The 13,287-nt window shown below is 56.4% G+C and carries 10 protein-coding genes; 7 read left to right on the forward strand and 3 right to left on the reverse strand.

The features are described from left to right. Window positions 1-35: 35 nt before the first annotated feature. The 3 genes from fhuA to hrpB form a co-directional block, all read right to left on the reverse strand. The gene (gene fhuA / locus MUU47_RS06130; RefSeq protein ID WP_258987307.1) at window positions 36-2,246 is read right to left on the reverse strand and encodes a ferrichrome porin FhuA; all 2,211 of its coding nucleotides are present in this window, start codon (window positions 2,244-2,246) and stop codon (window positions 36-38) included. Between the two features lie 218 nt (window positions 2,247-2,464). Then, window positions 2,465-5,008, reverse strand: a complete 2,544-nt coding sequence (mrcB, locus tag MUU47_RS06135; protein ID WP_258987308.1) for a bifunctional glycosyl transferase/transpeptidase — start codon at window positions 5,006-5,008, stop codon at window positions 2,465-2,467. Window positions 5,009-5,142: 134 nt separating this feature from the next. Continuing rightward, window positions 5,143-7,572 (reverse strand): ATP-dependent helicase HrpB, encoded by a 2,430-nt coding sequence (gene hrpB, locus MUU47_RS06140; RefSeq protein WP_258987309.1) that lies wholly within the window; start codon window positions 7,570-7,572, stop codon window positions 5,143-5,145. Between the two features lie 73 nt (window positions 7,573-7,645). Between hrpB and thpR the strand changes: the two genes are divergently transcribed. The 7 genes from thpR to panB all read left to right on the forward strand — a co-directional run bounded on the left by thpR (window position 7,646) and on the right by panB (window position 13,279). Next, on the forward strand, window positions 7,646-8,176 hold the full coding sequence (gene thpR, locus MUU47_RS06145; RefSeq protein ID WP_258987310.1) for an RNA 2',3'-cyclic phosphodiesterase: 531 nt from the start codon (window positions 7,646-7,648) through the stop codon (window positions 8,174-8,176). A 12-nt stretch (window positions 8,177-8,188) separates the two neighbouring features. Further along, window positions 8,189-8,914 (forward strand): DNA/RNA nuclease SfsA, encoded by a 726-nt coding sequence (sfsA, locus tag MUU47_RS06150; RefSeq protein WP_258987312.1) that lies wholly within the window; start codon window positions 8,189-8,191, stop codon window positions 8,912-8,914. 155 nt (window positions 8,915-9,069) lie between these two features. Further along, entirely contained in the window at window positions 9,070-9,525 is a 456-nt protein-coding gene (gene dksA / locus MUU47_RS06155; protein WP_110510818.1) for an RNA polymerase-binding protein DksA, read from the forward strand. A gap of 64 nt (window positions 9,526-9,589) precedes the next feature. Further along, window positions 9,590-10,444, forward strand: coding sequence for a tRNA glutamyl-Q(34) synthetase GluQRS (gene gluQRS / locus MUU47_RS06160; RefSeq protein ID WP_258987314.1), 855 nt, complete (start codon window positions 9,590-9,592; stop codon window positions 10,442-10,444). Between the two features lie 94 nt (window positions 10,445-10,538). Then, window positions 10,539-11,936 (forward strand): polynucleotide adenylyltransferase PcnB, encoded by a 1,398-nt coding sequence (pcnB, locus tag MUU47_RS06165; RefSeq protein ID WP_258987506.1) that lies wholly within the window; start codon window positions 10,539-10,541, stop codon window positions 11,934-11,936. Then, window positions 11,933-12,412 (forward strand): 2-amino-4-hydroxy-6-hydroxymethyldihydropteridine diphosphokinase, encoded by a 480-nt coding sequence (gene folK / locus MUU47_RS06170; protein WP_258987316.1) that lies wholly within the window; start codon window positions 11,933-11,935, stop codon window positions 12,410-12,412. Before pcnB ends, folK begins: the two co-directional genes overlap by 4 nt. A gap of 75 nt (window positions 12,413-12,487) precedes the next feature. Then, window positions 12,488-13,279: a 3-methyl-2-oxobutanoate hydroxymethyltransferase gene (panB, locus tag MUU47_RS06175; protein WP_125355777.1), complete on the forward strand. Its 792-nt coding sequence runs from the start codon at window positions 12,488-12,490 to the stop codon at window positions 13,277-13,279. The last annotated feature ends 8 nt before the right edge of the window (window positions 13,280-13,287 follow it).

Here is a 13,287-nt window from a genome sequence, read left to right on the forward strand (position 1 = left end):
CAAAAGGGCACGGCGAACCGTGCCCAAAGAGGAGATTAGAAACGGAAGGTGGCTGTTGCCACAACCTGACGCTCTGCGCCCCAGTAGCACGCGTATTCGCTGTAGCAGCTGGAGACGTAATCACGATCGAACAGGTTGGTAACGTTCACACCCACCGACGATCCCGGCAGACCGAAGCGTGCCAGATCGTATTTCACGGTCGCGTCCATCAGCGCATAACCTGCCACATTGAACGATTCATACGCCTTAGGCGAGTTCGCTGAGTAGTAGCTGACGGTGTTGCCGATGTAACGTCCGCCCGCGCCGATCGTCAGACCGCTGAGCGCGGTTTCGTGGAAGGTGTAATCCGCCCACAGAGAAGCCATGTTACGTGGGATCTCTGCCGGACGTTTGCCTTCATACCAGGTATCGTGCGTGTATTCCGCATCGGTGTAGGTATAAGACGCCGTCACGTTGACGTTGGCATTCACCGCAGCCTTCGCTTCCAGCTCTACGCCACGGGAACGAATTTCGCCACCCTGCACGCTGAATCCGCTGGTCGGCGCACTCGGGTCTGCCGTCAGGTTGCCATCTTTGGTCAGCTGATACACCGCCGCCGTCAGGACAACCGGCATGTCTTTCGGCACGTACTTCACGCCCGCTTCATATTGCTTACCGTTCGATGGATCAAACGGTTTGCCCTCTTTGGTGGCACCGGAAATCGGCTCGAAGGATTCGCTGTAGCTGAAGTATGGGGAAATACCGTTGTCGAACAGATAGTTCAGGCCACCGCGCCAGGTGAACTGATGATCGTTAACTTCCGCCGTGGTATTTGACGAACGGGTCAGGGTAGACGTTTTCGCGAAGTCATAGCGACCGCCCAGCGTCAGCACCCACTTATCCCATTCCGCCTGATCCTGCACGTACAAACCGGTCTGTTCCTGACGGTTCAGCACCGCATAAGGGAATGTCACCTTAATGTTCGGATCGCCGTACTGCGGGTTGCCCATGCTGATCGGATCGGCTGAACCATAGTCAGCATCAATGTCATTACGCATACGCATATAGTCCACACCGGTCAACAGCGTGTGATCCACTTCGCCAGTGGCAAATTTGGACTGCAGCTGGTTATCAACGGTGAAGCTGTTCAGGTTTTCATCGGAACGCACATACGCGCGGCTGATCTGGCCCGGCGCAATGTAGCCGTTGCCATAAACAGAGCGGTACAGAGTATTCACCTGAGCGTAGCGCAGGTTCTGGCGCACGGTGAAGGTGTCGTTGAATTCATGAGAGAAGCTGTAGCCCACCATCTTCTGACGGCGCGCCATTTTGTTATCCGATTCGCCTTCGTTGAAGTCGGTTGGAAGCTTGTGCTCGTTGCCATTCGCGTCGTGGTACGGCACGACCGTTCCTTCGCGCGGCAGCCAGCCGTAGTAACCGGCATCCGGATCGCTCTGGAAGTTGCTCAGGAAGGTGAAGTCGGTTTTGTCATCCGGGCGCCAGCTAAAGGACGGTGCAATCGCATAGCGGGTGGATTTCACCATTTCCTGCTGCGCATTCTGGCTGCTGCCCAGACCGGTCAGGCGGTAAGACCACACGCCGTCGTCGTCAATCGCATCGCTGAAGTCAAAACCGGTCTGCCACAGGTTGTCAGTACCCATTTTGAACTGAATTTCTTTTAACGGCTCTGTGGTCGGACGCTTGCTGACCATGCTGACGATACCGCCCGGGTTACTTTTTCCGTACAGAACGGAAACCGGGCCGCGCATCACTTCCACACGCTCCAGGAAATACGGGTCCATCGACATTTCAGAGTAGTTATCACCCTGAAGCTTCATGCCGTCGAGGTACTGGTTGGTGTTGACCGTGGACGAGGTGGTGAAACCGCGAATCGACACCACATCATAAGTATTGGAGCTGCCGCGCGTGGCGAAAACGCCTGGCGTATAGGCCAGTGCTTGTTTCACCGTGGTCGGCTGCTTCATGTCCATTTCTTCACGCGTCACAACTGAAATCGACTGCGGGGTCTTTTCAATTGGGGTGTCGGTTTTCGTGGCGGTGGCGGAATGTTTGGCTGCGACAGTAGCCGCTGGGCCCCACGCGCTTTCCTGCGGCGCCGCAGGGGCGGCCGTCACAGTCAGGGTTTCTTCCTTCGGTTGTGTTGCCGCCTGTGCGTTGACAGACATGCCGCTAACCGCTGTGGCTACTACCCATGCGAGCTTGCGCAGTGAGGTATTCATTGGCTGAGCAGTGTTGAGACGCGCCATTATTGTTCTCTGATGATATTGAGTGAATGATAACGTAAACGAGAATTATTATTATGCCCGCAGAATAATAGGCGAAACGCGGAAGTCATAGCAAGCGGAATACGCCCCTGGCAGCATTGAGGGTTTAAAAAATAACCGCAGGGTAAGTAGGGAGTTAAAAGAAGGTTAAAACAAGGGTCGAAATTGCCCCTCCCCTTAAAAGGGTGAGGGGCTCAGGCTTAGTTACTACCAAACATATCTTTAATCCAGCCCGCTACGCCGTCGCTTTTTTCCTGCTTCGCTGGCTGCTGTTGCTGTTGCTGTTGTTGAGGCTGCTGTGGCTGTTGTTGCTGCTGACCGCCGAACGGATTTGCGTCCTGCTGTTGCTGTTGCATAGCCTGGCTCTGCTGACACAGCTGATCCGGATTGGTCGTCCAGACCGGCAGCTGACGCATCCCGGCTCCATCACAGATAAAGTTGCCGTTGTCGTCGACGCTCATATTGACGATATCTTCCGGCGGCGTCAGATCCAGTGGGATCGGCGACTCGTTGGACAGATAACGCTGATAAATGGACATCGCACCACTGGCTCCGTACAGCTTGGTCGGCTGGTTGTTATCTCGACCAACCCAGGTGATCACCACTTCACGTCCGTCAACCCCGGCAAACCAGGTGTCGACGTTATTGTTGGTGGTCCCGGTTTTACCCGCCAGATGCAGATTCGGATACTTCGCGCCAAGCTGACGACCTGTACCGCGCTGCACAACCTGCTGCATGGTCCACAACGTCATGTAGGCCGCCTGTGCCGGAACGGCACGTTCAGCCTGCGGGTAGCTCTGGTAAAGCACGGTGCCATCTTCCGCAATGACCGAGCGCAGCGCGGAAAGCGTCGCACGGTTACCGCCGCTGGAGATAGTCTGGAACGCCTGCGCCACTTCGATTGGCGTCAGGTTCAGTGCTCCAAGAATCATCGCCGGAACCGCGCTAAGCTGATCCTTCGGCACGCCGAGTTTTTGCCAGGTGTCGGTGATCGCCGGCAGTCCCAGCGCCATCCCGAGGTTCACCGTCGGTACGTTCATCGAACGCGTCAGCGCATCCACTAACATCACCTGACCGCTAAAGCGCTTATCATCGTTCTGCGGGGACCAGGTCTGGCCGTTCGACAGATGAATCGTGACGGGCGCATCGGCAATCCAGGTGTTCAGACGATAGGTATTCGCCTGACTCAGTGCGGTCAGATAGGTCGCCGGTTTTGCCAGAGAACCAATCGAACGACGCGCCTGCATCGCACGGTTATAACCCGCGTACTGCGGCTCTGCACCACCCACCATCGCCCGCACTTCACCGGTCATACGGTCAACAATCACCATCGCGGTTTCGAGGTCGCTTAGCTTGCGCTGTTTCTTCAGGATCGGAATGCCTTCGGTCGCCGCTTTTTCTGCCGCATCCTGCGCCACGGAATCGAAGGTGGTAAAGATTTTCACACCGGAAAGATCTTTCACCTTGTCACCGAGCTTCGCTTGCAGCTCCTGACGCACCATCTGCATAAACGCTGGCTGTGGAGAAATCACCCCACCGCGCGGCTGAACGCCCAACGGACGCGCGCTGAGCATGTCGTACAGCTCCTGATCGATAACCTTCTGCTGTTGCAGCAGACGCAGGACCAGGTTACGACGTTCCAGTGCGAGTTTCGGGTTACGCCACGGGTTGTAGATAGACGCCCCTTTCACCATGCCCACCAGCAGCGCCTGCTGGTCAAGGCTCAGTTCTTCCACCGGGCGGCCAAAGTAGTACAGGCTCGCCAGCGGGAAACCGCGGATTTCGTTGTCGCCGCTCTGACCGAGATACACCTCGTTCATATACAGCTCAAGGATCCTGTCTTTGCTGTAACGGGCATCCATGATCAGCGCCATGTACGCTTCGTTGGCTTTACGCCAGTAGGAGCGCTCGCTGGAGAGGAACAGGTTTTTCACCAGCTGTTGGGTCAGGGTACTTGCGCCCTGCACCGTTCGGCCCGCCGTCAGGTTCGCCAGTACCGCACGCCCCATCGAGTAGAAGCTAATGCCGTCATGCTCGTAGAAATGACGGTCTTCGGTCGCAATCAGCGTGTCGATCAGCAAGTCCGGGAAACCACTGCGCGGCACAAACAGACGCTGCTCGCCGTTAGGCGATGACATCATGGTTATCAGGCGCGGATCGAGACGGAAGAAACCGAACTGGCGGTTGTTATCCATGTTGGTGATGGAATCCAGATGATCGCCATCAAAGGTCAGACGCGCACGCACCTGCCCTTCTTTACTGTCCGGGAAATCAAACGGACGACGTATCATCTCGATGCTGTTGGACTGCACGGTAAACTCGCCCGGACGGGTCATCGCCGTCACCTGGCGGTACTGCGTGGCCGTCAGCAGTCGCACCATCTCATTCTTGCTGACGGGCATATCCGGTTCGAGGTTGACCATACGGCCATAGACCGCCGCTGGCAGTTGCCATACTTTACCGTCGATACGGGCACGGATTTTCTGATCCAGATAGACGCCGTAAATGGCCATCAACACCGCAAAAACGATGCCTAATTTGACCAGCAGCCAAAACCAGCCGTATTTGCGACGAGGCTTCTTGCCTTTACCTTTTCCATTACGCGGCATCGGTTCGTCATCCTCATCTTCGTAATCATCATCGTCGTACTCTTCGTCCCTGAGACGACGACGGCTAACCTTCTGCTTAGCCGGACGTGCAGGCTTGCCTTTACGTCCAATCGGCTCGCGGTCATTCCCCGCCATACTTTTTCTCCGCTAAATTCAGGCGTAAGCGCCTGATTCTCTTTCCTTTCACATCATGGTGAAAGAAGAAATCTCTCAAAATGTTTTATCCCTCTCCCGACGGGAGAGGGCATCAGACCGCACACACCTTCACACTACGAGTACTTTTTTGTGCGTCGCGTCGGTGCCGTGCTCGCCGGGTCATCCGGCCAGACGTGTTTCGGGTAACGCCCTTTCATCTCTTTCTGCACTTCGCGGTAGGCACCCGCCCAAAACGCACTGAGATCGCGCGTGATTTGCAACGGTCGCTGTGCCGGAGACAGTAGCTCCAACACCAGCGCCACACGCCCTTGCGCGATAGTCGGTGTACTCGCCTCGCCAAACATTTCCTGCATTCGCACCGACAAAACCGGTGGATTATCCGCATCATAACGCAGGGCAATCCGGCTTCCGGTCGGCACAGTGTAATGCGTGGGTAGCGAACTCACCAGACGTTGTCGTAATGACCAGGGCAGTAAACCCTGTAATGCCTGGGTGACATTCAGCGCCTTCAGGGCTTTCAGCGAATGTACGCCAGTCATGTGGGGCAGCAGCCAGGACTCGAGCCCAGCCAACAAGGCTTCATCATCCACCGCGGGCCATTCGTCTTCGGACAGCCAACGGGCGGCGCATTGAATACGCAAGCGTAGCTGCTCCGCTTCCGGCGTCCAGTTTAGGATGCCCAGCCCTTTATCACGCAGGCCGTTGAGCATTGCCTGATGCAGTTCGTCTTCGGAAGGTTTCGCCAGCGGCTGCACCTTTACCATCAGCTGCCCGATACGGCTGCGACGCCAGGCTTTCAGCGTGCCCAGGTTTTCATCCCATTCGATAGTGTCAGACTGCGAAAGCAGTTCAGGGCATTCAGCCACCAGCGTGTCGATGTCGATCGCCAGCGCCTGTAAAATTCGTGCATCCGGGGACTGACTGCCCTGCAATAGAAGTGGCGCAATCAGCCATTCATGGCGGCCCAGCGCATCGTCGGCATCAAGCATTGCGCCCATGCCGTTTGCCAGCTGGTAGCGCCCTTCCTGACCGCGTCGACGCACTATACGATCGGCAAATCCTTTCGCCAGCAGTGCCGTTATTCGTCCGGCATCCGGCTGGCCGGACGGCTTATCAATGCGCTGGCTCAGCGCTTTGGCGCGCTGCTGCCAGTTCGGCTGATGACGCGAAAACGCCATTCCGAGATCAGCATTTCCGCCGCGCGGTGGCTCTTCCAGAATGGCAGCCAGTTTTGCGGCAGTCGCCACCTCGTCCGGCGAATCTGCCGCCACCAGCATCGCCGCCAGACGCGGGTCATTACCGAGGTTCGCCATTTTCTGCCCCTGCGCCGTCAGCTGTTTACCGTCGAACGCGCCAAGCTGGGACAACAACGTTCGCGCAGCCGCCAGATTGGTGGCAGGCGGTTGATCCAGCCAGTTCAACTGCGCCGGATCCTGACAGCCCCATTGCAACAGCTCGAGCACCAGCCCGCATAAATCGCTCTGCAAGATTTCCGGCTCGCCCTGCGCCGCCGCGCGTTCAGCCTGCTCTTTGCCCAGCAGATGCAGACAAATCCCCGGCTCCAGTCGCCCGGCACGGCCAGCACGTTGGGTCATTGATGCCTGGCTGACGCGCTGGGTAAGTAAACGCGTCAATCCGGTGCGTGGGTCGAAACGCGCCACGCGCTCCTGGGCGCAATCGACAACCAGACGAATGCCTTCAATGGTCAGACTGGTTTCTGCGATGTTGGTCGCCAGCACCACTTTGCGCAGCCCTTTTTCTGCGGGCAGGATAGCCTTGCGCTGTTCGCTTAACGACAGCGCTCCGTACAGCGGGCACAGCACCACATCAGTGCCTACCCGTGCAGCAAGCTGGTCCTGTACACGCTGGATTTCACCCACTCCCGGTAAAAACAGCAGCAGCGAGCCCGCTTCATTGCGCAGCAGTTCCGCCGTAGCCGCCGCCACCGCTTCATCAAAACGCTGATGAGTGGCTAGCGCCTGATAGCGTCTTTCCACCGGGAACGCACGGCCCTCGGACGAAATCACCGGCGCGTCGGGCAAAAGCGTCTGCAATCGGACGTTATCCAGCGTCGCGGACATGATGAGCAGTTTTAAATCGTCTCGCAGCCCTTGCTGCACATCGAGCAGCAACGCCAGCGCTAAATCGGCCTGCAGGCTGCGTTCGTGAAATTCATCGAGGATAACCAGCCCGACGCCGTTCAGTTCCGGGTCTCGCTGTATCATGCGGGTAAGAATGCCTTCCGTCACCACTTCGAGGCGGGTGTTTTTACCGACGCAGGTTTCGGCGCGCATTCGATAGCCCACGGTTTCGCCCGGTTTTTCGTTCAGCAGTTCCGCTAATCGCTGGGCAACGTTTCGCGCCGCCAGTCTGCGCGGTTCCAGCAGGATAATTTTGCCTTCAATGCCGCCAGAATGCAGGATTTGCAGCGGCAGCCAGGTCGATTTACCGGCACCGGTGGGCGCATTCAGCAGCACCTGGGGCGCAGTATTTAACGCCTGGAGAAGTTCGGGAAGGACAGAAGCAACCGGCAATGACGACACAAAGGGCTCCAGTGGGTGACTTTAAATGGCCGGGCATTGTAGCATTGCGCTAAATCATTACCGAGACCCTGGCATGCCCGAACCCAAAAGACTGTTTTTCGCACTTGAGCTTCCCGATGACGTACAGCAGCAGATTATTCACTGGCGCGCCGCGAACTTCCCCGCCGACAGCGGGCGTCCAGTGGCTGCCGCAAATTTACATCTGACGCTGGCGTTCCTTGGTGAAGTGAGTGCAGACAAACAGCGGGCGTTAGAGACGTTGGCCGGGCGCATCCGCCAGCCGGGTTTCGCCTTAAATCTCAATGATGCCGGACAGTGGCTGCGTTCACAGGTAGTGTGGCTCGGTACGCGCCAGCCACCACGCGGGCTATTACAGCTGGCAAATATGCTGCGCGCTCAGGCGGCTCGCAGTGGCTGCTATCAAAACCCGCAGCCGTTCCACCCGCACATTACGCTGCTGCGCAATACGGCGACCGCCGTGCCTATTCCCGCGCCGGGTTTTAGCTGGCAGGTACCCGTTTCTGAATTTGCGCTGTACGCCTCTGAATATTCCCGCGGACGCACCCGTTATACCCGGCTTACGCGCTGGACACTTACCGAATAACAAGGAATCGTCATGCAGTTTCTGCCGCCGTTAAAACACGCACGTCTTATTCAGCGCTATAAACGTTTTCTGGCCGACGTTATCACCCCGGAAGGTGAAGAATTAACCCTGCATTGCCCAAACACTGGTGCAATGACCGGCTGCGCCACGCCGGGCGATACCGTCTGGTATTCGTTTTCGGACAGCAAAACGCGCAAATACCCGCATACCTGGGAAATCACCGAGACCCAAACCGGGGCGTTTATTTGTGTCAATACGTTACGGGCTAATCAGCTGGTAAAAGAAGCCATTCAGGCAGATATCATTCCTGAATTGAAGGGTTATAGCGTATTGAAAAGCGAAGTGAAATACGGTTCTGAGCGCAGCCGGATTGATTTCAGGCTAGAGGCGGAGGAGCGTCCTGACTGCTATATTGAAGTGAAATCGGTTACGTTAGCGGAACAAGAGTACGGTTATTTCCCCGATGCGGTGACAGAACGTGGTCAGAAGCATTTGCGAGAGTTGATGGGCGTGGCGGCCTCAGGTGACCGTGCCGTGGTATTATTTGCGGTACTTCACTCTGCCATCACCCAATTTTCACCCGCGCGCCATATTGATCCGACGTACGCGCAGTTGTTGAATGAGGCACAAAAAAAGGGGGTCGAAATTCTGGCTTATAAAGCGGAACTTTCTGCCGATAATATGACTCTGATAGAGCCGTTACCCGTGGTGCTGGCACCAGTGAAAACGGTTGAGTAATAAATGTGCTGGTCGCGTGCGCAAATACGCTTTTCCTCACAGGGTTGTCAAGTGTAACGTTTAGACAATTGCTATCCTGAAAAGCTTCTGCTATTTATAGCGGCCTGATTTTTCCCCCACATGGGGATCGATAGTGCGTGTTAAGGAGAAGCAACATGCAAGAAGGGCAAATCCGTAAAACATCGTCCCTGAGTATTCTCGCCATCGCTGGGGTGGAGCCATACCAAGAGAAGCCGGGTGAAGAGTATATGAACGAAGCCCAGCTGTCTCACTTCAAGCGTATTCTTGAAGCGTGGCGTAACCAACTCAGGGATGAAGTTGATCGTACAGTGACTCATATGCAAGACGAAGCAGCTAACTTCCCGGACCCGGTCGACCGTGCCGCACAGGAAGAAGAATTCAGCCTCGAACTGCGTAACCGCGACCGTGAGCGCAAGCTGATCAAAAAGATCGAAAAAACGCTCAAGAAGGTCGAAGACGAAGATTTCGGCTTCTGCGAGTCCTGCGGAGTTGAGATCGGTATCCGTCGTCTGGAAGCGCGTCCGACTGCCGATCTGTGCATCGACTGCAAAACACTGGCGGAAATCCGCGAAAAACAGATGGCTGGCTAAGCCATTCGTTTCGCATAACATCACCATGGCGGGAGCGTTCTCCCGCCTTGTTCTTTTTTGGCATATGGCAAATTCAGATTATACAGGGCGTTTTGCCCCTTCCCCCTCTGGCGAACTCCATTTTGGCTCACTGATTGCCGCGCTTGGCAGCTATTTGCAGGCCCGCGCCCGTCAGGGAAAATGGTTAGTGCGTATTGAAGATATTGATCCTCCCCGTGAAGTTCCCGGTGCTGCAAATACCATTCTGCATCAGCTGGAACATTATGGCCTGCACTGGGATGGCGACGTTGTGTGGCAGTCTCAACGCCATGACGCCTACCGTGAACGACTCGCCTGGCTGCGCGAACAGGGGCTGAGCTATTACTGCACCTGCACCCGGGCGCGAATTCAGAGCGTCGGCGGCATTTACGACGGCCACTGCCGAACGCTGCATCTCGGCCCGCAGAATGCGGCGCTGCGTTTACACCAGACTCAACCGGTATTGCAGTTCGACGATAAACTGCGCGGCACGGTTGTCACCAACGAGCCGCTGGCGCGGGAAGATTTTATTATTCACCGTCGTGATGGTTTATTTGCCTACAATCTTGCCGTGGTGGTTGACGATCATTTTCAGGGCGTAACGGAAATCGTGCGCGGCGCAGATTTAATTGAGCCAACAGTGCGACAAATTTCGCTGTATCGTCATTTCGGCTGGACGGTGCCGGACTATATTCATCTGCCGTTGGCGCTGAATAGCGACGGCAACAAACTGTCGAAACAAAATCATGCGCCAGCGTTATCTACCGACGACCCGCGCCCGGAATTAATCCGGGCCTTACAGTTTCTTAATCAGACTATTGTTAAAGAGTGGCAGGACATAACGCTCGAGGATCTGCTGAAAAACGCGGTGCAAAACTGGAACCTTTCATCAGTTGCATAAATGGAGCATTCTCAAATGCCTCTTGCTGAGCTATGATTAGCCGCTATTTTTTTGTCCTCATGACTTCCGACTGACTTGAAAACCGAGGTGCAACATTTTTACCCGAGTCGCTAATTTTTGCCGTAAGGTGCTTACCCGTGAAGAAACCGGGGCTGAAACCGTCGAGATAAAACCAGAAATGACGGTTATTCCGCGTGAGCAGCACGCTATTTCCCGCAAAGATATCAGTGAAAATGCCCTCAAGGTGCTCTACCGTCTGAACAAAGCGGGCTACGAGGCTTACCTCGTGGGTGGCGGCGTGCGTGATTTGCTGCTGGACAAAAAACCCAAAGATTTCGATGTGACCACCAGCGCCACGCCGGAGCAGGTGCGTAAACTGTTCCGCAACTGCCGTCTGATTGGTCGCCGTTTCCGTCTGGCCCATGTGATGTTTGGCCCTGAAATCATTGAAGTGGCGACCTTCCGTGGCCATCACGAAGGCACGCCGGACGATCGCGCCACCTCACAGCGCGGCCAGAACGGCATGCTGCTGCGTGACAACATCTTCGGTTCCATCGAAGAAGATGCCCAGCGTCGCGACTTCACCATCAACAGCCTTTACTACAGCGTGGCGGATTTCACCGTCCGTGATTACGTCGGCGGGATGCGCGATTTGCAGGACGGCGTGATTCGCCTGATTGGCAATCCAGAAACCCGCTATCGTGAAGATCCGGTGCGCATGCTGCGCGCGGTGCGTTTTGCTGCCAAGCTGAACATGCGTATCAGCCCGGACACCGCCGAGCCTATCCCACGCCTGGCCACCCTTATCAACGACGTGCCACCGGCGCGTCTGTTTGAAGAATCCCTGAAGCTGTTGCAGGCAGGTTACGGGTACGAAACCTATAAACTGCTGCGTGAATACAGCCTGTTCCAGCCGCTGTTCCCGACCATCACCCGCTACTTCACCGAAAACGGTGATAGCCCGATGGAGCGCATCGTCAGCCAGGTGTTTAAAAACACCGACACCCGCATTCATAACGACATGCGTGTGAATCCGGCGTTCCTGTTTGCCGCAATGTTCTGGTATCCGCTGCTCGAAACCGCACAGCGCATCACGCAGGAAAGCGGTCTGGCCTATTTCGACGCCTTCGCCATGGCAATGAATGACGTGCTGGACGAAGCCTGCCGTTCGCTGGCTATCCCGAAACGTATTACCGCGCTGGTGCGTGATATCTGGCAGCTGCAGCTGCGTATGTCCCGTCGTCAGGGTAAACGCGCATGGAAACTGATGGAGCATCCTAAATTCCGCGCAGCCTACGATCTGCTGGCGCTGCGTGCCGAAGCGGAAAACAACCATGAACTGCAACGTCTGACGCAGTGGTGGGGAGAATTCCAGGTGGCTGCACCACCGGCGCAGAAAGATATGCTCAACGGTCTGGATGAAGAACCGGCTGCGCGTCGTCGCCATCGTCGTCCACGCAAGCGTACGCCTCGTCAGGGCGGCACCGCGTGACACGCGTTTACATCGCCGTCGGCAGCAATCTGGCTTCACCGCGCGATCAGGTGAACGCGGCGATTGCTGCCCTGGGCGAAATCCCGCAAACCGCCGTCATGGCGGTTTCGTCGTTTTATCGCACGCCGCCGCTGGGTCCGCAGGATCAGCCTGACTATCTCAATGCCGCCGTGGCGCTGGATACCGACCTCGAACCAGAAGCGCTGCTGGATAACACCCAACGCATCGAACTCGAGCAGGGCCGCACCCGCAAAGCCGAACGCTGGGGACCGCGCACGCTGGACCTCGACATTATGCTGTTTGGTGAGCTGACGCTGAACACCGGGCGCCTGACCGTGCCGCATTACGACATGCACAACCGCGGCTTTATGCTGTGGCCGCTGGCGGAAATCGCGCCAGACCTCATCTTCCCCGATGGCACCTCGCTGACAACGCTGCTGCAACGCCTCAACTGTACAAAACCCGCTCACTGGTAAACGGTAAAACCATTGCCCCTGTCTATCTGACTGATACAATGCCGCAAGATTCGGCTTTCGTTATCAGGAAACGCTATGAAACCCACTACCATCTCCCTGCTGCAGAAATGCAAACAGGAAAAGAAACGCTTCGCCACGATCACTGCCTATGATTTCAGCTTCGCGAAACTGTTCGCCGATGCCGGGATCGACGTCATGCTGGTCGGTGATTCATTGGGTATGACCGTTCAGGGCCACGACTCGACGCTGCCTGTCACCGTCGACGATATCGCATACCACACGCGCGCAGTGCGCCGTGGTGCGCCGAACTGCCTGCTGCTGGCTGACCTGCCGTTTATGGCTTACGCCACGCCGGAGCAGGCGTTTGATAATTCTGCCGTGGTAATGCGCGCCGGTGCCAATATGGTGAAGCTGGAAGGCGGTGCCTGGCTTGCTCCCACCGTGAAAATGCTGGCGGAGCGCGCCGTGCCGGTGTGCGGTCATCTCGGCCTGACCCCACAGTCGGTTAACGTCTTCGGCGGCTATAAAGTACAGGGCCGTGGCGATGCCGCACAAACCCTGTTTGACGATGCGCTGGCGCTGGAAGCCGCAGGCATTCAGCTGTTAGTACTGGAATGCGTGCCAGTCGCGCTAGCGAAACGCATTACCGACGCGCTGACTATTCCGGTTATCGGTATCGGTGCCGGGAACGTCACCGATGGGCAAATTCTGGTGATGCACGACGCGTTCGGCATTACCGGGGGCCACATCCCTAAATTTGCGAAAAATTTCCTGACCGATGCAGGCGACATGCGCGCTGCGGTGCGGCAGTATATTGCCGAGGTCGAGTCCGGAGTCTATCCGGGTGAAGAACACAGTTTCCATTAAGGAGTTTG

Source organism: Scandinavium hiltneri (assembly GCF_024764835.1).
In the GTDB taxonomy this organism is placed as follows: Bacteria; Pseudomonadota; Gammaproteobacteria; order Enterobacterales; family Enterobacteriaceae; genus Scandinavium; species Scandinavium hiltneri.